Below are 19,759 nucleotides of genomic sequence, written 5' to 3'. Positions count from 1 at the left end.
CCGCACTTTCTTCACGCCGCTCCGTTGCGCCCTCATCCCGGTGCCCGTTGCTGGCGCATCCACAAGATGAGGTTTGCATGACCAGTCCGATTACCCTTGAGGACAGCTCCAACCCCCGCGAAGTTCTGAGCTCATCCGACCAGGACATCGCCCCCGATCTGTTCCCCGCCGCCATTCTCGGCAGCGACGCCGAGGCCTTGCAGGCCGCCCACGAGCTGGCCCGCATCGCAGGCGCCCAGGCCATAGTGCGGGACCGCGAGCGCCGCCTGCCTTGGGAGCTGGTGGAACGTTTCACTGCCAGCGGCCTCGGCAGCATCGCCGTGCCACGCGAGTTCGGCGGCCCGCAGCTGTCGCACGTGACCATCGCCGAAGTGTTCCGCATCATCTCCGCCGCCGACCCGGCCCTGGGACAGATCCCGCAGAACCAGTTCGGCCTGCTCGGCCTGCTGCGCGCCTTCGCCAGCCCCGAGCAGCAGCGCCGCCTGTTCGCCAGCGTGCTGGCCGGCTGGCGCATCGGCAACGGCGGCCCAGAGCGCGGCAGCAAGCACACCCAGGACATCCAGGCGCGCCTGGTGCAACGCAACGGTCGCTGGCTGTTCAGCGGCGAGAAGTTCTATTCCACCGGCGCCCTGTTCGCCCACTGGATCGCCACCAAGGCCCTGGATGAATCCGGCCGCCCCTGGCTGGCCTTTATCCAGCGCGGCCGCCCGGGCCTGCGCATCGTCAACGACTGGTCCGGCTTCGGCCAGCGCACCACCGCCAGCGGCACCGTGCTGCTCAACGAAGTGGAAGTGGATGCGGACAACCTGATCCCGCTGTGGCCGCTGGCCGATCAGCCGAGTATCCAGGGCGCCTTCTCCCAGCTGATCCAGGCCGCCATCGACCTGGGCATTGCCGATGCCGCCCTGCGCGACGCCATCGCCTTCGTTCGCGACAAGGCACGGCCGTGGATCGACGCCAAGGTCGAGCGTGCCGGCGATGACCCATACGTGATCGCCGATGTCGGCCGCCGGCAGGTCGAACTGCACGCCGCCGAGGCACTGCTGCACACGGCCGGCCGCGTGCTCGATGAAGTCGCCGCCGCGCCCATCGATGCCGATGGCGCCGCCCGCGCTTCCATCACTGTTGCCGAAGCCAAAGCGCTGACCACCGAAATCTCGCTGGTCGCCAGCGAGAAGCTGCTGGAGCTGGCTGGCAGCCGCGCGACCCTGGCCGAGTTCGGCCTCGACCGTCACTGGCGCAACGCCCGCACCCACACCCTGCACGACCCGGTGCGCTGGAAGTACCACGCCATCGGCGCCTGGCACCTCAACGGCAGCCGCCCCAACCGCCACTCCTGGATCTAAGCCATGAACGCACCTTTGAATACCGGCGCGCCGCTGCTGCGTGACGACGCCGAGGCGCTGGCCGTGGCCGAGGGCCTGGCCGAATCCTTCGCCCGCGAGGCCGCCGAGCGCGACCGCGAGCGCCGCCTGCCGCACGCCGAACTGGAACACTTCTCGCGCTCCGGCCTGTGGGGGATCAGCGTACCGAAAGCCTTCGGTGGCCCCGGCCTGTCCAGCGTCACTCTGGCCAAGGTCATCGCCCGCATCGCCCAGGCCGACGGCTCGCTCGGGCAGATTCCGCAAAACCACTTCTACGCCCTGGAGGTGCTGCGGGTGAACGGCAGCGAGGCGCAGCAGCGCCGCCTGTACGCCGAGGCCCTGGCCGGCAAACGCTTCGGCAACGCCCTGGCCGAACTGGGCACCAAGACCGCGCTGGACCGCAACACCCGCCTGACCCGCAGCGACGACGGCTACCGTATCGACGGGCGCAAGTTCTACTGCACCGGCGCGCTGTTCGCCCAGCGCATCCCCACCCTGGCGGTGGACGAGCACGGCGTCGGCTTCCTCGCCTTCGTCCCGCGCGAGGCCAAGGGCCTGCAGCTGATCGATGACTGGAGCGGCTTCGGCCAGCGCACCACCGGCAGCGGCAGCGTGCTGTTCGATAACGTACCGGTGGCCGCCGAGGACGTGGTGCCGTTCCAGAGCGCCTTCGAGCGGCCGACCACGGTCGGCCCCTTCGCCCAGCTGCTGCACGCGGCCATCGACACCGGCATCGCCCGCGGTGCCTACGAGGACCTGCTGCAGTTCGTGCGGCACAAGTCGCGGCCGTGGATCGACGCCGGCGTAGATACAGCCGCCGAAGACCCGCTGACCCAGCAGGAGATCGGCAAGCTGCGCGTGCGCCTGGCCGCCACCGAGGCGCTGCTGGAGCGTGCCGGCGAGTTCGTCGACCGCGCCCAGCTGGCGCCGGACGAGGCCAGCGTGGCTGCCGCCTCCATCGCCGTGGCCGAGGCCCGCGCGATCAGCACCGAGACCTCGCTGCTGCTCGGCAGCAAGCTGCTGGAGCTGTCCGGCAGCCGCGCCACGCTGGCCGAGTACGGCCTCGACCGCCACTGGCGCAATGCCCGTACCCACACCCTGCACGACCCGGTGCGCTGGAAGTACCACGCCATCGGCGACTACTACCTCAACGAGCGCCTGCCGCCGCGCCGGGGGACAATCTGATGGCCAAGCAGTTGCTGCTCAACGCCTTCAACATGAACTGCGTCGGCCACATCAACCACGGTCTGTGGACCCACCCGCGCGACCGCTCGGTGGACTTCAACCGCCTCGACTACTGGACCGACCTGGCCCGCCTGCTGGAGCGCGGGCTGTTCGACGGCCTGTTCCTCGCCGACATCCTCGGCGTCTACGACGTGTACCAGGGCGGCGTCGACCTGACCCTGCGCGAGAGCATCCAGCTGCCGGTCAACGACCCGTTGCTGCTGGTCTCGGCCATGGCCGGCGTCACCTCGCACCTGGGCTTCGGCGTCACCGCCAACCTTAGCTACGAGGCGCCCTTCACCTTCGCCCGGCGCATGAGCACGCTGGACCACCTCACCGGCGGGCGGGTCGGCTGGAATATCGTCACCGGCTACCTGGAGAGCGCGGCCCGCGCCATGGGCCACAGCGAACAGGTGGAACACGACCGTCGCTACGACCAGGCCGACGAGTACCTGGAGGTGCTCTACAAGCTCTGGGAAGGCAGCTGGGAAGACGACGCCGTGCTGGCCGACCGCAGCCGGCGCATCTACGCGCAGCCGCACAAGGTGCATCCGATTCGCCACCACGGCGAGTTCTACCAGGTCGAGGGCTACCACCTCAGCCAGCCCTCGCCACAGCGCACGCCGCTGCTGTTCCAGGCCGGCTCCTCCGCGCGCGGCCTGCAGTTCGCCGGCAGCCACGCCGAGTGCGTGTTTATCGGCGGGCAGAACAAGGAGGCGGTGCGCGCCCAGGTCGACAAAGTGCGCGCTGCAGCCGTGGCTGCCGGACGCCCGGCGGACGCGATCAAGGTGTTCATGGGTATCAACGTGGTAGTCGCACCGACCGAGGCCGAGGCCCACGACAAGTTGGCCGAGTACCAGCGCCACGCCAGCCCCGAGGCCGGTATCGCGCATTTCTCCGCCTCCACCGGCATCGATCTGGCCGGCTTCGGCCTGGACGAGCCCATCGTCGAGCGCAAGACCAACGCCATCGAGTCGGTGGTCAAGAGCTTCAGCGGCTGGACCAAACGCCGCCTGCTGGAGCAGCACGCCCTCGGCGGCCGCTACCCGCAGGCGGTCGGCTCGCCCAGCCAGGTGGCCGACCAGTTGCTGGCCTGGATCGACGAGACCGGCCTGGACGGCTTCAACCTCACCCGCACCGTCACCCCGGAGAGCTACGTCGATTTCATCGACCTGGTGATCCCCAAGCTGCAGCAACGCGGCCGCTACAAAACCGCCTACGCCGACGGCGCCCTGCGCCACAAGCTGTTCGGCCAGGGCCCACGCCTGGCCGCGCCACACTCGGCCGCCCACTGGCGGCACGCGCACCTAAAAACCGAAGAAAAGGAATCTCGCCATGCGTAAAACCCTCCGTAGCTTCACCCTGTGCGCCGCCGCCCTCGGCCTGCTGCTGGCCGGCGGCCTGGCCCAGGCGGACGAACCGCTCAAGCTCGGCACCACCGCGGCCTTCGCCCCGCCGCTGGAAGTCGCCGTGGCCGAAGCCAAGGCCCAGGGCCTGGACGTGGAGCTGGTGGAGTTCACCGACTGGATCGCGCCCAACGTCAGCCTGGCCAACGGCGACATCGACGTTAACTACTTCCAGCACATCCCCTTCCTGGAGAACGCCAAGAAGGAAGGTGGCTACGACCTGGTGCCGGTGGCGCGCGGGGTGATCAACAACGTCGGCCTGTATTCGAAGCAGCACAAAGACTTCGCCAGCCTGCCGCAAGGCGCCACCGTGGCCATCGCCAACGACCCGGTCAATGGCGGCCGCGGCCTGCAGCTGCTGGAGAAGGCCGGACTGATCAAGCTCAAGCCCGGCGTCGGCTACAAGGCCACCCTGGAAGACATCACCGACAACCCCAAGGACCTGCAGATCATCGAGCTGGAGGCCGTGCAACTGGTACGCGCGCTGGACGAGGTCGACCTGGCCCAGGGCTACCCGCACTACATCCGCCTGGCCGGCACTCTGGACGCCGAGTCCGCCCTGCTGTTCGACGGCCTCGACCACCCCGAGTACATCATCCAGTTCGTCGCCCAGCCGCAGAAGGCCAAGGACGCGCGCGTGCTCAAGTTCATCGACATCTATCAGCATTCGCCGAAAGTGCGCGCCGCCCTCGACAAGGCTCACGGCAAGCTCTACCAGGCGGGTTGGGAGAGTTGAGATGAGCGGCTTCCAGGCCCATCTGCCACAAGCCACCGGCGAGGCGCAGCTGCGCTTCGCCGGCCTCGGCAAGACCTACACCACCGGCGTGCGCGCCTTGCGCGATATCGACCTGGCGATCAACCGCGGCGAGATCTTCGGCATCATCGGCCGCAGTGGCGCCGGCAAGTCCTCGCTGTTGCGCACTATCAATCGCCTGGAGCAACCCACCAGCGGCCGCGTACTGATCGACGGCGTGGACATCGGCCAGCACGATTACGACCAGCTGGTGGCACTGCGTCGGCGCATCGGCATGATCTTCCAGCACTTCAACCTGCTCTCGGCCAAGACCGTGCGGCAGAACGTCGAGCTGCCGCTCAAGGTCGCCGGCGTGCCGCGCGAGGAGCGCCGGCGCAAGGTCGACGAGCTGCTCAAGCTGGTTGGCCTGGAAGGCAAGCACGACGCCTACCCGGCGCAGCTGTCCGGCGGGCAGAAGCAGCGCGTCGGCATCGCCCGCGCCCTGGTGCACGATCCGGACATCCTGCTGTGCGACGAGGCCACCAGCGCGCTGGACCCGGAGACCACGCAATCGATCCTCGCCCTGCTGCGGCAGATCAACCTGCGCCTGAACCTGACCATCGTGCTGATCACCCACGAGATGGCGGTGATCCGCGACATCTGCGAGCGCGTGGTGGTGCTGGAACAGGGCGAGATCGTCGAACAGGGTCCGGTCTGGCGCGTGTTTGGCACGCCCAGCCATGAGGTCACCCGCACCCTGCTGGCGCCGCTGCAGCATGAGCTGCCGGACGATCTCAAGGCGCGCCTGCGCAGCTACCGCCTGACCCCGGACGACAACCTGGTACTGCGCCTGCACTACGCCGGCCACGGCACCGCGCCGGACCTGCTCGGCATCGGCAGCGCCCTCGGCGGCCGGGTGACCCTGCTCGACGGCGGCATCGAACGCATCCAGAGCCGCCCGCTCGGTCGCCTGCTCCTGGAAGTGGCAGGCTCCGAACTGGAGCCGGAACAACTGCTGAACAACGCCCGCCGCCTGGCGGACCACGCGGAGGTAGTCGGCTATGCCACTGCTGCTTGAACGTCTCTGGCAGGGCCTGCTCGACACCCTGCTGATGGTCGGCGTGTCATCGCTGCTGGCCCTGCTCGTCGGCATCCCGCTGGCAGTATTCCTGGTCACCAGCGGCCGCGGCGGCCTGTTCGAGGCGCCACGCCTGAACCGCCTGCTCGGCACCATCGTCAACCTGTTCCGCTCGGTGCCGTTCCTGATCCTGATGGTCGCGCTGATCCCCTTCACCCGCCTGGTGGTTGGCACCACCTACGGCGTGTGGGCCGCCGTGGTGCCGCTGACCATCGCCGCCACGCCGTTCTTCGCGCGCATCGCCGAAGTCAGCCTGCGCGAGGTGGACCTAGGCTTGATCGAGGCCTCCCAGGCCATGGGCTGCCGGCGCCGACACATCATCTGGCACGTGCTGCTGCCCGAGGCCCTGCCCGGTATCGTCGGCGGCTTCACCATCACCCTGGTGACCATGATCAACTCCTCGGCCATGGCCGGCGCCATCGGAGCCGGCGGCCTGGGCGATCTGGCCTACCGCTATGGCTACCAGCGTTTCGACACCCAGGTGATGCTGACGGTGATCGTGGTGCTGGTGGCGATGGTCAGCCTGATCCAGCTCGGCGGAGATAGATTGGCCGGCAGGCTGAATAAACGAGCCTGAGCCGCTAGCGGCTCAGCTCGTAGGCGCACATGTTGACGGTGGAGGCCAGGTTCAGCGACTCGATGGCGCCGCAGCCGGCGATGGTGAATGGCTGGGCGCCGAGCGCGCTGAGCTGCTCGCGCGGCACGCCGCGGGCTTCATTGCCGAACAGGTAGCAGTCGAAGCTCTTGAAGCTGGCGGACTGCAGGCTGTCGCCCTGCATATCCAGGCAGGCGATACGCGGGAAGCGCTCGGCCAGGGAGTCCAGCTCGACATCCAGCTCCAGCGGTGCATGGAAGATCGCGCCCATGCTCGAACGCACCACCTTGGGGTTGTACGGGTCGACGCTGCCGGGGCTGAGCAGGCAGCGGAAGCCGCCGAACCAGGCCAGGGTGCGCAGGATGGTGCCGAGGTTGCCCGGATCCTGGATCTCGTGCAGGTAGATGGCGCGCTCGCCGGCAGCCACCGGCGCGGCGCCCTCTGGCATCGGTACTACGGCGACTATGCCCTGCGGGGTCTTGGTATCGGAGATCTGCGCCATCTGCCGCTCACTGACCACATGGGTCTTGAACGGGCTCTGCCAGTGCTCGTGGGCGGCGGTCACATACAGCTGGCTGCGCTGCAGCAGCGGGTTGTGCACGGCCGCCTTCTGCAGCTCCAGCACCAGGTGCTCGCCCTCCACCAGGAAGTGGCCGAACTCGGAGCGGTACTTCTTCTGCTGCAGCTTCTTGACATCGTCGAGCTTCATCAGTGGCTCGCCAGCAGCGATTTGGCCACGGCCTCGGCGATCTTGATGCCGTCCACGCCCGCCGAGAGGATGCCGCCGGCGTAGCCCGCGCCCTCGCCGGCCGGGTACAGGCCTTTGAGGTTGAGGCTCTGCAAGCTCTCGTTGTCGCGGGTGATGCGCACCGGCGACGAAGTACGGGTCTCGATACCGGTGAGGATCGCGTCGTCGCGGTCGAAGCCACGAATCTGCTTGCCGAAGGCCGGCAGCGCCTCGCGGATCGCCTCGATGGCGTATTCCGGCAGCGACGGCGCCAGGTCGCCCAGGCGCACGCCGGGCTTGTACGAAGGCTCGACCTCGCCGAACTCGCTCGACGGCGTGCCGCGGATAAAGTCGCCCACCAATTGGGCAGGTGCGCAGTAGTCGCGGCCGCCCAGCTCGTAAGCGCGCGACTCCAGGCGCTCCTGGAACTCCACGCCAGCCAGCGGGCCGCCGGGGAAGTCCTGCTCCGGGTTGATGCCGACGACGATGCCGGAGTTGGCATTGCGCTCGTTGCGCGAGTACTGGCTCATGCCATTGGTGACCACGCGCTCCGGCTCGGAGGTGGCGGCCACCACGGTGCCGCCCGGGCACATGCAGAAGCTGTACACGGCGCGTCCGTTCTTGGCGTGGTGCACCAGCTTGTAGTCGGCGGCGCCCAGCTCCGGGTGGCCGGCATACTTGCCCAGGCGCGCCTGGTCGATCAGCGATTGCGGGTGCTCGATACGGAAGCCGATGGCGAATGGCTTGGCCTCGATGAACACGTTCTGCCGATGCAGCATGCGGAAGGTGTCGCGCGAGCTATGCCCCAGCGCCAGCACCACGTGGCGGCTACGGATGGTCTCGCCATTGGCCAGCACCACACCTTCCAGTTGGCCGTCATCGATCACCAGGTCGCTGACCTTGCTCTCGAAGCGCACCTCGCCGCCCAGGGCGATGATCTCCTCGCGCATGGCCGCGACCACGCCGGTGAGGCGGAAGGTGCCGATATGCGGCTTGCTGACGTACATGATCTCGTCCGGCGCGCCGGCGCGGACGAACTCGTGCATCACCTTGCGCGCGTAGAACTTCGGATCCTTGATCTGGCTGTACAGCTTGCCGTCGGAGAACAGACCGGCACCGCCCTCGCCGAACTGCACGTTGGATTCCGGGGTCAGGACCTTCTTGCGCCACAGCGCCCAGGTGTCCTTGGTGCGCGCGCGTACATCCTTGCCCCGCTCCAGGACGATCGGCTTGAAGCCCATCTGCGCCAGCAGCAGCGCGGCGAACAGGCCGCAGGGGCCGAAGCCCACTACCAGCGGGCGCTCGCTGAAATCGGCCGGCGCCTGGCCGACCGGGTAGTAGTTGGTGTCCGGCGCCGGGCGAATATGGTGATCGTCGGCGAAGCGCGCCAGGATCGCCGCCTCGTCACGCACTTCCAGGTCGATGATGTAAATGAACAGGATGACGCTGTTCTTCTTGCGCGCATCGTAGCTGCGCTTGAAAACGCTGAAGTTCAGCAGGTCGGCGTCGGCGATACCCAGGCGTTTGACGATGGCCTGGCGCAGTTCATCGGCGGAATGATCAAGGGGCAGGGACAGTTCGTTGATGCGAATCATGGCGGTAATCCTGGCCGGTCGACCCGGCAAAGGAGGCAAAGAAGAGGGGTAAGGTGCCAATTGTAGCCGCGCCCACCCTGCCCTGTCAGGCCGCCAGCTGGGCCGCACGCCCCGTGGATTTAACCTGCGGCGCACTATCGGCTTATAATTGCCGCCACTTTGCGGCTCGCTGCCCGTGCACCGGCCCGCACCCCACCTGATTTTCCGTGCCTGGCCCCCTCATGAAACGCTCCAAAAGCAGCAGCCGCTGGCTGAACGAACACGTCAACGACCCTTACGTCAAACGCGCGCAGAAGGACGGCTACCGCTCGCGTGCCAGCTACAAGCTGCTCGAGCTGAACGAGAAGGACAAGCTGATCCGCCCTGGCATGCTGGTCATGGATCTGGGCTCGGCGCCCGGCGGTTGGTCGCAGGTGGCCGGCAAGATCGTCGGCGAGAACGGCCGCGTGATCGCCAGCGACATCCTGCCGATGGACCCGCTAGACAACGTCGACTTCATCCAGGGCGACTTCACCGAAGATGCCGTATTCCAGCAGATCCTCGCCAAGATCGACGGCCGCCAGCCCGACCTGATCATCTCCGACATCGCCCCGAACATCAGCGGCGTGGCGGTGGCCGACCAGGCCGCCTCGATGTACCTGGTTGAACTGACCCTCGACATGGTCCGCCAGGTGCTCAAGCCCGGCGGCAACTATGCGGTGAAGGTGTTCCAGGGCGAAGGCTCCGAGGCCTTCCTGAAGGACGTGCGCAGCTCGTTCGAGAAAGTGATGATCCGCAAACCCGAAGCCTCGCGCCCCCGCTCGCGCGAGGTTTATCTGGTGGGCAAGGGCTTCAAGGGCTGAGGCAGCCCGGCAACCTCCCTACCTCATCTGATCGCTGCACCAGCCACAGCCACGGCCCGTTACAGGGTTTCGCTGCCAAGGGACGATGACCGGCCAGCACAGGGCATGGTCATCGTCATGTACGCGAAGCTGTGCCCATCGATCTTGAACATGTGCGGGATTTCCCCTGCCTGGCTGAACCCCGCCTTCCTGTAGAGAGCCACAGCCGCCTGGTTGGCGCTAAGCACCTGCAAATCGATCCACTCCAATAGCTGCGTCGAGCCAGCCCAGTGCTCGGCATGCCTGATCAGGACTGCCCCAAGCCTTTTTACCAACCGCCTGCAGCAGGCCTCACGCGCCGCTCCGAACGAGAGCCAAGCCACCTATTTGCCGATGGAACGCAACGCAGCCTCGCGCGTTCGTATTGGATAACCCGGGATTTTCAGCGCCGTTTTTCAGAGCGAAGACATGGAACCGCTGTTGGCTATCGAATCCGTATACACACCCCTCGACCATCCTTCCCCCAAGCCGGATGGCCGTAGCGTCGATGATCTTCTGCAACACCTCGACTGGTCGACCTCCCCGCTCGGCCCGCCCGATACCTGGTCAGTCGCGCTCAAGACCCTGATGGCCACCGTGCTGCCGGCCCAGGCACAGGTTGTGCTGTTCTGGGGCCCGCAGTTCGTGGCGCTGTACAACGATGCCTACATCCCCACCATCGGCGCCAAGCATCCCAAGGCATTCGGCAGGCCCGGGATCGAGAACTGGGCCGAGCTCTGGGATGACCTCGAGCCGCTGCTGCGCGGCGTGTACGAGACCGGCCAGACCTACTCGGCCAAGGACCGCCCCTTCTATATCGAGCGTCATGGCCTGGGCGAGACGGTCTACTTCGACATTTCCTACTCGGCGGTGCGCGAGGTGGGCGGCGAAGTCGGCGGCGTGCTGTGCATCGTCACCGAGACCACCGATCGCGTGCAGTTCGAGCGGCGCCAGGCGTTCTTGCTCGCGCTGGGCCAGGAGTTGCCCTCGATAGTCGAACCCGACGAAATCGAGGCCACCGCGCTGCACAGGCTCGCCGAAATGCTCGGCGCGTCACGGGTCTTCTTCGGCGAGGACAATGCCGATGGGGTGAGCTTCAACGTACGTCAGGACCATTCACCCGGCGTCCGCTCTGCCACTGGCGTGCACCGCTACCGCGACTTTGGCGACTCTCTGCAGCTGGCACTGCGTGCCGGGCAGAGCGTCGCCCGCGGCAACATTGCCGGCGAGGCGGACCTCGGCCTCGCCGAAGCGACTCTGGGAGCCGAGCTGGGCCTGGCGGCCACGCTCTACGTCCCGGTGATCCGCCACGGCGCCCTCGAAGCGATGCTGGCCATCCATTACCCCACGCCGCACGCCTTCAACGACTGCGAACTGCGCCTGACCCAGGAGGCCGCCAAGCTGGTCTGGGGCGCGATCAGCCATGCCCGCGCCGAAGCGGCCCTGCGCGCCAGCTCGGCGCAGATATCGGCCATGTTCGATCAGGCCAGCGCCGGTATCGCCGTGTGCGACAGCCATGGACGCTTCACCCGGGTCAATGATCGCTACTGCGAGATAGTCGGCCGCACGCGTGAAGCCCTGCTCGGCTTGCGCATGCGCGACATCAGCCAGGCCAACGACAGCCTCTTCGGTGAGCCGATCGGCGAGCACGGCGTCACAGACCTGACCCCATTGGACATCACCCGCCGCTACACCCGGCCCGATGGTTCCCCAGTCTGGGTACAGAAGCAGATCACCCCGCTGGTGAACGAACAGGGTGAAAGTACCGGCGCGCTCTGCGTGTGCATGGACATCAGCGACCGGGTGCAGGCCGAGACGGAGCTGCGCGAGCTGAACGAGAGTCTGGAGGAGCGCGTCACCGCGATAGTCGCCCAGCGCGAGGCCGCCGTGGCGCAGCTGCACGAGGCGCGCAAGATGGAGACCATCGGCCAGCTGACCGGTGGCATCGCCCATGACTTCAACAACCTGCTGACGCCGATCATGGGCACCCTGGACCTGATTCGAAAGCGCCTGGACGACGAGCGCTCACGCAACCTGGTCGATGGCGCGCTGCAGACGGCGGACCGCGCACGCATCCTGGTCGGCCGCCTGCTGACCTTCGCCCGGCGGCAGACCCTCAAGCCCCGTCCCGTGGTGCTGGCCACGCTGCTCGGCGAGATGCGCGAGCTGATCAGTCGCTCCCTGGGACCGATGATCGAGGTGGCCATCAGCGTACCCCGCCAGCTGCCGGCGGTGATCATCGACCCGCACCAGCTCGAACTGGCCGTGCTCAACCTGGCGGTCAATGCCCGCGACGCCATGAGCGAGGGCGGGCGACTGAAGATCAGCGCCGCAGTGGACGAGGTGCCTGCCGGGCAGGTGAAGGACCTGGCAGCCGGGCGTTATGTGCGCCTGACGGTCGCCGACACTGGCAGCGGCATGGACGACGACACCCTGCTGCGCTGCGCCGAGCCGTTCTTTTCCACCAAGGGCGTCGGCAAGGGCACTGGCCTGGGCCTGTCGATGGTGCAGGGCCTCGCCGTGCAGTCGGGCGGCGGCCTGAGCATCACCTCCGAGGTCGATCTTGGTACCCAGGTGAACATCTGGCTCCCCATTACCCAGGAGCATGCGCACAACGAGGGGCTCGAGGCCGGCGATGTTCCGCTGGCGCCGCGCCCGACCCTGGTGCTGTTGGTCGATGACGAGGACGTGGTGCGCCAGACCACCGCGCTGCAGCTGCAGGAACTCGGTTACCAGGTGCGCGAAGCGGCCTCGGCCGTAGCGGCGCTGCAGCTGATCGAGGCGGGCCTGGCGCCGGATGTACTGATCACCGACCAGATCATGCCCGAGAAGACCGGCATCCAGCTGGCTCGCGAGCTGCGCCGCCGCACTCCCGAGCTGCCGGTGCTGGTCATCACCGGCTATTCGAACCTTTCACCCGCGCAGACCCATGGTTTCGAGATACTGGCCAAGCCCTTCCGCCACGCCGAAATCGCCAAGCGCCTCGCCGAGCTGCTGGGCCAGGACGGCTGAGCTGACTCAGCCGTTCACCACATAGCCGCCATTCACGTGAATGACCTGGCCGCTGACATAGCTCGAGTCGTTGCTGGCCAGGTAGACGAAGGCTGGCGCCACCTCCGCTGGCTGCCCAGGACGCTGCATCGGCGTCTCCGAACCGAAGGTGGCGACTTTCTCTGCCGGGAAGGTGGACGTGATCAGCGGCGTCCAGATCGGCCCCGGTGCCACCGCGTTGACCCGGATGCCGCGCTTGACCAGGTTCAGGGCCAGCGAGCGGGTGAAGGTGGTGACGGCGCCCTTGGTCGATGAATAGTCCAGCAACATCGGGTTGCCTTTATAGGCGGTGATCGAGGTGGTGTTGACGATGGTTGCGCCCGACTGCAGATGCGGCAGCACCGCCTTGGTCAGCTGGAACATGCCGAAGATGTTGGTGCGGAAGGTCTGCTCCCACTGCTCCTCGCCGATGTCTTCCAGACCGTCCTGGGGATGCTGCTCGCCGGCATTGTTGATCAGGATGTCGATATGCCCCCACCTGCCAATCGCCTGATCCACCACCTGCTGGCAGAAGCCGGCATCGGCCACATCGCCGGCCAACGCCAGAACCTGGCGGCCGCGCTTCTCGATCTCGGCCTGGGTCACTTCGGCATCTTCGTGGTTGTCGAAATACAGCAGCACGATGTCGCAACCCTCTTCGGCGAAATGCACCGCCACTGCCCGGCCGATGCCGCTGTCGGCGCCGCTGATGATCGCCACCCTGCCCTCCAGCTTTCCGGCGGCGCGGTAGTGTTGGTCGATGTAGATCGGCTGCGGGTCCATCTGCTCTTCGCTGCCGTGCGGGATGTCCTGGTGCTGCGCTGGCAGGGTCTGCTTGTCGCTCATCGCATGTTCCTCCGAATCGTTCAGGCGGATGCCGCCCGCGCCGCTTCGACGCGGGCAACGCTCTGCATCAGGCCGGGATGGCCTTGGCTTTCGGCTCTCGCGCCCACACCCGGTGCTGGGCCATGGCCTTGACCAGCTTGCTGCACAGGTCCGAGGCCTTGGCCGCGGTGAGCAGGCCCTCGTCGGCATCCAGCCGCAGCAGCTTGGCCAGGTCACCCGCGTCGCCGCACAGGGCGATGGCCTTGAGGTGCTTGTAGGCCTCCAGCAGGTAATGCAGCGCCGCGCCGTTTTCTTGCAGGGCCTTGGCCGCGCCGCCCGGTACGAACACCGCGTCCAGGGCGATGGAAGGCAGCCCATCGAAGGTGGCATCCGGCAGCAAGGTGTTGCCGTCGCTGGTCTTCACCGCCGCCGAGGTCGGACCGATCAGCTTGACGCTGGCGCCCTCGCCGTCGAGTACGCCGATGATGTGGCTGATGTCGTCGGCGCTGGCGCCTTCGGCCAGCAGGATGGCCACCTTGCGCGAGCGGATGTTGCCCGACAGCAGGTTGGCCTGGCTGAGCGCCGGCGACTCCTGCAGAGAACTCTGCTTCGGCGCAGCGCTCTTGGTAGTTGGAGCCGGCAGACCGAGGTTTTCCGCCACGCGGCTGGCCAGCGTGGCGTCGATGTTGGCGAGCACCTCGTTGAGTTCGCGCTCGCGAATTTCGCGGCTCTGCACCTTGCCCAGCTCGAAGCTGTAGGCGGCGATCATGTGCTCCTGCTCGTGCGGCTGCATGCTGTTCCAGAACAGCCGCGCCTGGGAGAAGTGGTCGGCGAAGGAGTCGGCGCGCTTGCGCAGCTTCACCCCGCTCATCGGCTCGGGATAGGAAGCGAAGCCGCCACCGCTGGCCGCCTCCGGCGTCTCCTTGGGCCAGCCGCCATCGATGGAGTTGGGCTCGTAGGCCGCCCTGCCCTTGTTGATGGTCTGGCGGTGCGGCGCATCGCGCTGGCTGTTGTGGAACGGGCACAGCGGCCGGTTGATCGGCAACTCGTTGAAGTTCGGCCCGCCCAGGCGCAGCAGCTGGGTGTCGGTGTAGGAGAACAGCCGCCCCTGAAGCAGCGGGTCGTTGCTGAAGTCGATGCCCGGCACCACGTGACCGATATGGAAGGCCGCCTGCTCGGTCTCGGCGAAGAAGTTGTCCGGGTTGCGGTTGAGCACCATCTTGCCGACCAGGCGCACCGGCACCAGCTCCTCGGGCACCAGCTTGGTCGGGTCGAGCAGATCGAAGTCGTACTTGTGCTCGTCTTCCTCGGGGATCACCTGCAGGCCCAGCTCCCACTCGGGGTAGTCGCCGCTTTCGATGTCCTCCCACAGCTGCCGGCGGTGGAAGTCAGGGTCCTTGCCGGCGAGCTTCTGCGCTTCGTCCCAGACCATCGAATAGACGCCGGATAGCGGCCGCCAGTGGAACTTGACGAACACGCTGCGCCCCTCGGCATTGATCAGGCGGAAGGTATGCACGCCGAAGCCCTGCATCGCGCGGTAAGCGCCCGGGATGGCGCGGTCCGACATGGCCCACTGCACCATGTGCGCGGACTCCGGCTGCAGCGAGACGAAGTCCCAGAAGGTGTCATGCGCGGAGCCGCCAGTGGGGATCTCGTTGTGCGGCTCGGGCTTCACCGCATGGACGAAGTCGGGGAACTTGATCGCGTCCTGGATGAAGAACACCGGCATGTTGTTGCCGACCAGGTCGAAGTTGCCCTCGTCGGTGTAGAACTTGGTGGCGAAGCCGCGCACGTCGCGCACCGTGTCCGCCGAGCCGCGCGGGCCCTGCACGGTGGAGAAGCGCACGAACACCGGAGTCTGCTTCTGCGGCTGGTTGAGGAAGTCGGCCTTGGTCAGCTCGCTCAGCGGCTCGTAGACCTGGAAGTAGCCGTGGGCCGCCGCGCCGCGGGCATGCACTACCCGCTCGGGAATGCGCTCGTGATCGAAGTGGGTGATCTTCTCGCGCATCAGGAAGTCTTCCAGCAGCGAGGGGCCCCGCTCGCCGGCCTTCAGCGTGTTCTGGTTATCGGCAACCTTGACCCCGGTGTTGGAAGTCAGGGCCTCGCCGCTGGCGTCGGCACGCCAGGTTTCCAGCTGCTCCAGCTTGGCGTTGCTGTTGCCGCGATCGATGGTATCGGTGCCCGCCGCCTGGCTTGGGCGCTTCTTGGCTGACATGTTTTTCTCCTCATGGCTGGCTGTCGCTACCTAGTTCTGAGGAAGGTGTTCGGCGGAGGTTCTAGCGATTTTTTCTACCGACTCGCTGCAGCGAAACCGCGCCGCGGCTGGGCTGAGAGCTTTCTGCGGGCAAAAAGAAGCCGCCTTGTTGAAGGCGGCGCGCACTCGGATGAGAAGCAAAAGTCGTCCTGACTAGGAGCACTGTTGGGAGGCCGCAACAGCGCGACTAGTTCGAACCTTTACCGCCTCGCTGCGGTCGGTTAGCGACGAGCGGTGCGAGCGAGGAACAATTTGCCTGCTGAGCCGCTGCGTTGAGCCCCCTAACCTGCCATGAGTGGAAACAAGAAAATGAACTGGCTGATCACCTATCGGATGGCTGAAGGCAATGTGAAGAAGGTACCCGTGCACGCCATCAAGCTGCCCAATCACAAGGCCGTGGCGGAGCATGTATTGATGGATGCCTACGACAACCAGCCACCCATGCCGCTCGGCAATCTCTCCTCCATCGAGTGGCTGGAGCGCTGCAACGTCGAGATCATCGATATCGACCTGCTCACCGCACCCAAGCTGCCGCGCCTGCGCTAGTCCTGCAGGTGCAAGCGCGGTGCGCGGCACGAGCGCACCGCGACTTCATGAACTGCCATTGGCAAGTCAGATCTTTGCAATGGCCTCGTTCACCCGCCCCTCATCGATGCTCTCCTCGCTACCCTCGCCGAGTTGCATCTGCGGGTGCAGTTCGACCTTGATCCAGCCCTGCTCGCGCCGGTCGAAGGCCTTGAACGCCTCGATGGCGTCGCTCATCGGCTTGACCTGGGTGAGGATCTTGGCCGGGTCGATGCGGTGGTTGAGCACCAGCTCGATCAGCCGTGGGATGTACTTGCGGTGATGGCAGTTGCCCATGTTGATGGTCAGGTTCTTGTTCATCGCCATGCCGATCGGGAAGTGCCGCGCCTGCTGCGGATAGACGCCGATGATCGACAGCGTGCCGGCCTTGTCCAGCGCCTCCACCGCCCACTGCAGCGCCTGGCTAGGCGCCGAGCCGGGGTGCCAGTTGGCGCCGTCCGGGTGGGTGTTGGGCGCCACTGCGGCCATTTCCTCATGGAAGGCGCTGACTTGCTGGCTGCCGGCATGGCAGGAGCACTCGGCGTCCACGCCAACTGCATCGATGGCGCGGTCCACGCCGATGCCATTGGTCAAGCGGCGCAGGGTCTGCACCGGATCTTCCTCGCCGAAGTTGATCACCTCCGCGCCCTGCTGGCGGGCCATGCGCAGCCGATCCTCCAAATGATCGATGGCGAACACCCGCGCCGCGCCGAGCAGCTTGGCGCTGGCGATGGCGAACTGGCCGACCGGGCCGCAACCGAACACGGCCACGGTGTCGCCGTGGGTGATCTCGGCCATCTCCGCGCCGAAGTAGCCGGTCGGAAAGATGTCCGAGAGCAGGATCGCCTGATCGTCGCTGATCTCGCTGGGTAGGCGCACCAGGCCGACATGGGCGAAGGGAATGCGCGCCTTCTCCGCCTGCAGCCCATGGAACGGGCCAGAAGGCTCAGGCCCGCCGAAGAAGGCCGTGCCGGCCTCCTTGCCGTTGGGGTTGGCATCGTCGCACTGGGCGTAGTAACCGGCGCGACAGTAGGCGCAGTTGCCGCAGGCGATGGTCGAGGGGATCACCACCCGATCGCCGACCTGCAGGTTGCGCACGTCCTCGCCCAGGGCCTCGATGATGCCGACGCCCTCGTGGCCGAGAATGGTGCCCTTGGCCATGCCGCTGACCGTGCCGCGCACGAAGTGCAGGTCGGTACCGCAGATGGCGGAAGCGGTCAGGCGCACGATGGCGTCGGTCGGTTCTTGCAGTGTGGGTTCGGGCACATCGTCCAGACGAATATCGCCCACATCATGGAATACCACGGCTTTCATGCTGTTCTCCGTGCCCGATGGGCTCAGTGGGCTTGCGCGACGCCGCGCAGCACGGTGCCGCTGCTCTTGTCGCTGCGGCTGCTGGCGATGTTGCCGAGCGAGACCACGCCGATCAGACGCTTCTCGCGGCTGAGCACCGGCAGGCGGCGCTTCTGGATATCGGCCATGTTCTGCGCCACGTGCTGCACGTCTTCATCCTCGAAGCAGTAACAGACGTTGCCGCTCATGATCTGCCGCACCGGCGTGTCGCCGTGCAGGCCTTCGGCCACGGCGCGCAGGGCGATGTCGCGGTCGGTGAGCATGCCTACCAGGCGGTCGTTCTCCTCCACCAGCAGCGCACCGCTGTCGATGCGCGCCATCAGCGCGGCAGCCTCGCGAATGCTTTCCTCGGGGCGTACGGTGTGTACGTTGCGCGTCATGATTTCGTTGATTTTCATGTCGTCCTCCTGTGTCGGGAGTGATGGCGCCGGGCTCGCGGCGCCTACCCTGAATGGGACTGGAGGGCCCATGGGCGGTTCAGGGTTTCTCCCCATTCGGTTTGCAAGGCGCATTGCTGGCGGGCTAGAGGCGTAACGGCGACTCCCAGTGGCGAGCAGTGGGCGGCGAAATTGGCGTGAACATACCGCCACCCCACACCTCGAACGCTACAGGCCCCACCACGAGGTATGCCCCATGTCCTCCGCCGCTCTGCGCCATCCGCCGCGCTCCGATGGCGCGCTGATCCAGCTGCTGCGCCACAGCGCCGAACCGCTGCCGGACTTCGATGCCGAGGAGTTCGGCGTACCCTTCTCCCGCTACGGCGATGCACGCGTGGTGCTGATCGGCGAGGCCAGCCACGGCACCTCGGAGTTCTATCGGGCACGGGCGGCGATCACCCGCCGGCTGATCGAACAGCATGGTTTCAACGTCGTCGCCATCGAGGGCGACTGGCCGGATGCGGCACGCATCGACCGCCACGTGCGCCACCAGGACAGCCCCGGCGAGAACGCGGTGTTTACCCGCTTCCCCAGCTGGATGTGGCGCAACCACGAAACTCTGGAATTCGTGCGCTGGCTGCACCAGCACAACGCCACCCTGGCAGCGGATGAGCGCGTCGAGTTTCGCGGCCTGGATATCTACAGCCTGCGCGCCTCGATGGAGGCAGTGCTGGGCTACCTCGACGACAGCGACCCGGCCCAAGCCGCGCAGGCGCGCCAGCGCTACGCCTGCCTGACGCCCTGGCAGGATGACCCGGCCAGCTATGGCGAACGCGTCGAATGGGGCGGCAAGGATTCCTGCGAAGCGGCGGTGATCGAACAACTCGGCGAGCTGCTGTGGGCACGCCTGGAGAGCCTGGAGCGTGACGATGGGCTGTTCGATGCGGCGCAGAACGCCCGCGTGGTGCGCGCAGCCGAGCAGTACTACCGGCTGATGTACCGCGCCTCGGCGTCGTCCTGGAACCTGCGCGACAACCACATGTTCGACACCCTCAAGCAGGTGCTGAAACACCGGGGGCGCGGCGCCAAAGCGGTGGTCTGGGCGCATAACTCGCACATCGGCGATGCGGCGGCCACCGCCATGGGCTGGCGCGGCGAATTCAACCTGGGCCAGTTGTGCCGCATCGGCTGGGGCGATGATGCCGTGCTGATCGGCATGGGTACCGACCGTGGCGAAGTCGCCGCCGCCGATGACTGGGGCGGTGCACTGCAGATCAAGCCTGTGCTGCCGTCACGCCCGGATAGCTGGGAGCAGCGCTTCCTGCACGCCGGCCTGCCCGCCGCGCTGGTCGACTGGCGCGGTGCTGGCAAAGCCACCTTGCGCCATGCCCTCAGCGAACCGCTGCTGCAGCGCGCCATCGGCGTGATCTACCGCCCGCAAACCGAGCTGCGCAGCCACTACTACGAAGCGGTGCTGGGGGAGCAGTTCGATGCCTATTTGTGGTTCGAAAGTACGACGGCAATCTCGCCCCTGGCTGCGCTGGCGGAAGACGAACAGAGCCATGAGGCCGAAACCTTTCCGTTCGGCATCTGAAGCAGCGAGTCGCCAGTTGATGCGCAACAGGGCAGCGGCTGCCTGTTGCAGCGGCCACTTGGGTAAGCAGCTCGCGAAAGTCTGAACCCAGCGGCGGCAGAAGCTCTCACAACTGCAGAT

The 19,759-nt window shown here is 66.7% G+C and carries 16 protein-coding genes and 1 pseudogene; 10 read left to right on the top strand and 7 right to left on the bottom strand.

Annotation, left to right across the window (positions count from 1 at the left end):
- Nucleotides 1–77 precede the first annotated feature (77 nt).
- From IP89_RS16470 to IP89_RS16445, 6 genes are read left to right on the top strand one after another with little or no spacing between them, the layout of a single operon-like run.
- Nucleotides 78–1,346, top strand: a complete 1,269-nt coding sequence (locus IP89_RS16470) for an SfnB family sulfur acquisition oxidoreductase (protein ID WP_043310697.1) — start codon at nucleotides 78–80, stop codon at nucleotides 1,344–1,346.
- A 3-nt stretch (nucleotides 1,347–1,349) separates the two neighbouring features.
- On the top strand, nucleotides 1,350–2,549 hold the full coding sequence (locus IP89_RS16465; RefSeq protein WP_043310696.1) for an SfnB family sulfur acquisition oxidoreductase: 1,200 nt from the start codon (nucleotides 1,350–1,352) through the stop codon (nucleotides 2,547–2,549).
- Nucleotides 2,549–3,931, top strand: coding sequence for an LLM class flavin-dependent oxidoreductase (locus tag IP89_RS16460; RefSeq protein ID WP_043310695.1), 1,383 nt, complete (start codon nucleotides 2,549–2,551; stop codon nucleotides 3,929–3,931). The genes IP89_RS16465 and IP89_RS16460 overlap by 1 nt, the downstream gene beginning before the upstream one ends.
- Nucleotides 3,924–4,730, top strand: a complete 807-nt coding sequence (locus IP89_RS16455) for a MetQ/NlpA family ABC transporter substrate-binding protein (RefSeq protein WP_043310694.1) — start codon at nucleotides 3,924–3,926, stop codon at nucleotides 4,728–4,730. Before IP89_RS16460 ends, IP89_RS16455 begins: the two co-directional genes overlap by 8 nt.
- Before the next feature lies 1 nt (nucleotide 4,731).
- On the top strand, nucleotides 4,732–5,805 hold the full coding sequence (locus IP89_RS16450) for a methionine ABC transporter ATP-binding protein (RefSeq protein WP_043310693.1): 1,074 nt from the start codon (nucleotides 4,732–4,734) through the stop codon (nucleotides 5,803–5,805).
- Nucleotides 5,789–6,442 carry a methionine ABC transporter permease gene (locus tag IP89_RS16445; RefSeq protein WP_043310692.1) on the top strand — a complete coding sequence of 218 codons (654 nt, stop codon included), beginning with the start codon at nucleotides 5,789–5,791 and terminating at the stop codon, nucleotides 6,440–6,442. Before IP89_RS16450 ends, IP89_RS16445 begins: the two co-directional genes overlap by 17 nt.
- Nucleotides 6,443–6,446: 4 nt before the next feature.
- On the opposite strand, the gene IP89_RS16440 is transcribed toward IP89_RS16445, so the two are convergent.
- Together IP89_RS16440 and IP89_RS16435 are read right to left on the bottom strand one after the other, a co-directional pair.
- Nucleotides 6,447–7,169 carry an RNA methyltransferase gene (locus IP89_RS16440; RefSeq protein ID WP_043310691.1) on the bottom strand — a complete coding sequence of 241 codons (723 nt, stop codon included), beginning with the start codon at nucleotides 7,167–7,169 and terminating at the stop codon, nucleotides 6,447–6,449.
- Nucleotides 7,169–8,782, bottom strand: a complete 1,614-nt coding sequence (locus tag IP89_RS16435) for an NAD(P)/FAD-dependent oxidoreductase (protein ID WP_043310690.1) — start codon at nucleotides 8,780–8,782, stop codon at nucleotides 7,169–7,171. The genes IP89_RS16440 and IP89_RS16435 overlap by 1 nt, the downstream gene beginning before the upstream one ends.
- A gap of 221 nt (nucleotides 8,783–9,003) precedes the next feature.
- On the opposite strand from IP89_RS16435, the gene rlmE reads away from it, so the two are divergent.
- Nucleotides 9,004–9,624 (top strand): 23S rRNA (uridine(2552)-2'-O)-methyltransferase RlmE, encoded by a 621-nt coding sequence (gene rlmE, locus IP89_RS16430; RefSeq protein ID WP_043310689.1) that lies wholly within the window; start codon nucleotides 9,004–9,006, stop codon nucleotides 9,622–9,624.
- A gap of 59 nt (nucleotides 9,625–9,683) precedes the next feature.
- On the opposite strand, the gene IP89_RS23955 is transcribed toward rlmE, so the two are convergent.
- Entirely contained in the window at nucleotides 9,684–9,986 is a 303-nt protein-coding gene (locus IP89_RS23955; RefSeq protein WP_081963280.1) for a GNAT family N-acetyltransferase, read from the bottom strand.
- Nucleotides 9,987–10,089: 103 nt separating this feature from the next.
- On the opposite strand from IP89_RS23955, the gene IP89_RS16420 reads away from it, so the two are divergent.
- Nucleotides 10,090–12,654 (top strand): PAS domain S-box protein, encoded by a 2,565-nt coding sequence (locus IP89_RS16420; RefSeq protein WP_371261960.1) that lies wholly within the window; start codon nucleotides 10,090–10,092, stop codon nucleotides 12,652–12,654.
- 6 nt (nucleotides 12,655–12,660) lie between these two features.
- Here IP89_RS16420 and IP89_RS16415 read toward each other — a convergent pair whose 3' ends face one another.
- Complete coding sequence (locus IP89_RS16415; RefSeq protein ID WP_043310687.1) at nucleotides 12,661–13,518, bottom strand: SDR family oxidoreductase; 858 nt, start codon at nucleotides 13,516–13,518, stop codon at nucleotides 12,661–12,663.
- Nucleotides 13,519–13,585: 67 nt separating this feature from the next.
- Nucleotides 13,586–15,718, bottom strand: a pseudogene (katE, locus tag IP89_RS16410) (catalase HPII); the annotation flags it as partial.
- Nucleotides 15,719–16,060: 342 nt separating this feature from the next.
- Here katE and IP89_RS16405 point away from each other — a divergent pair.
- Nucleotides 16,061–16,297 carry a hypothetical protein gene (locus tag IP89_RS16405; protein ID WP_043310684.1) on the top strand — a complete coding sequence of 79 codons (237 nt, stop codon included), beginning with the start codon at nucleotides 16,061–16,063 and terminating at the stop codon, nucleotides 16,295–16,297.
- Between the two features lie 66 nt (nucleotides 16,298–16,363).
- Here IP89_RS16405 and IP89_RS16400 read toward each other — a convergent pair whose 3' ends face one another.
- Together IP89_RS16400 and IP89_RS16395 are read right to left on the bottom strand one after the other, a co-directional pair.
- Complete coding sequence (locus IP89_RS16400; RefSeq protein WP_043310683.1) at nucleotides 16,364–17,629, bottom strand: zinc-dependent alcohol dehydrogenase; 1,266 nt, start codon at nucleotides 17,627–17,629, stop codon at nucleotides 16,364–16,366.
- A gap of 23 nt (nucleotides 17,630–17,652) precedes the next feature.
- The gene (locus IP89_RS16395; protein WP_043310682.1) at nucleotides 17,653–18,066 is read right to left on the bottom strand and encodes a CBS domain-containing protein; all 414 of its coding nucleotides are present in this window, start codon (nucleotides 18,064–18,066) and stop codon (nucleotides 17,653–17,655) included.
- Nucleotides 18,067–18,301: 235 nt separating this feature from the next.
- On the opposite strand from IP89_RS16395, the gene IP89_RS16390 reads away from it, so the two are divergent.
- Complete coding sequence (locus IP89_RS16390) at nucleotides 18,302–19,639, top strand: erythromycin esterase family protein (protein WP_043310680.1); 1,338 nt, start codon at nucleotides 18,302–18,304, stop codon at nucleotides 19,637–19,639.
- Nucleotides 19,640–19,759: the final 120 nt, after the last annotated feature.

Origin of the sequence: Pseudomonas sp. ML96 (genome assembly GCF_000761545.1) — a bacterium.
GTDB lineage: Bacteria > Pseudomonadota > Gammaproteobacteria > Pseudomonadales > Pseudomonadaceae > Aquipseudomonas.
The sequence above is the reverse complement of the archived record's forward strand: the minus strand, read 5'-3'. Positions and strand labels throughout refer to the sequence as shown.

Bases quoted from the DNA above. Each gene is read 5' to 3' on its own strand.
- IP89_RS16455 (WP_043310694.1), top strand. From the start codon at position 3,924: ATGCGTAAAACCCTCCGTAGCTTCACCCTGTGCGCCGCCGCCCTCGGC.
- IP89_RS16405 (WP_043310684.1), top strand. From the start codon at position 16,061: ATGAACTGGCTGATCACCTATCGGATGGCTGAAGGCAATGTGAAGAAG.
- IP89_RS16435 (WP_043310690.1), bottom strand. From the start codon at position 8,782: ATGATTCGCATCAACGAACTGTCCCTGCCCCTTGATCATTCCGCCGAT.
- IP89_RS16440 (WP_043310691.1), bottom strand. From the start codon at position 7,169: ATGAAGCTCGACGATGTCAAGAAGCTGCAGCAGAAGAAGTACCGCTCC.
- IP89_RS16415 (WP_043310687.1), bottom strand. From the start codon at position 13,518: ATGAGCGACAAGCAGACCCTGCCAGCGCAGCACCAGGACATCCCGCAC.
- IP89_RS16450 (WP_043310693.1), top strand. From the start codon at position 4,732: ATGAGCGGCTTCCAGGCCCATCTGCCACAAGCCACCGGCGAGGCGCAG.
- IP89_RS16460 (WP_043310695.1), top strand. From the start codon at position 2,549: ATGGCCAAGCAGTTGCTGCTCAACGCCTTCAACATGAACTGCGTCGGC.
- IP89_RS16390 (WP_043310680.1), top strand. From the start codon at position 18,302: ATGTCCTCCGCCGCTCTGCGCCATCCGCCGCGCTCCGATGGCGCGCTG.
- IP89_RS16395 (WP_043310682.1), bottom strand. From the start codon at position 18,066: ATGAAAATCAACGAAATCATGACGCGCAACGTACACACCGTACGCCCC.
- rlmE (WP_043310689.1), top strand. From the start codon at position 9,004: ATGAAACGCTCCAAAAGCAGCAGCCGCTGGCTGAACGAACACGTCAAC.
- IP89_RS16470 (WP_043310697.1), top strand. From the start codon at position 78: ATGACCAGTCCGATTACCCTTGAGGACAGCTCCAACCCCCGCGAAGTT.
- IP89_RS16400 (WP_043310683.1), bottom strand. From the start codon at position 17,629: ATGAAAGCCGTGGTATTCCATGATGTGGGCGATATTCGTCTGGACGAT.
- IP89_RS16465 (WP_043310696.1), top strand. From the start codon at position 1,350: ATGAACGCACCTTTGAATACCGGCGCGCCGCTGCTGCGTGACGACGCC.
- IP89_RS16445 (WP_043310692.1), top strand. From the start codon at position 5,789: ATGCCACTGCTGCTTGAACGTCTCTGGCAGGGCCTGCTCGACACCCTG.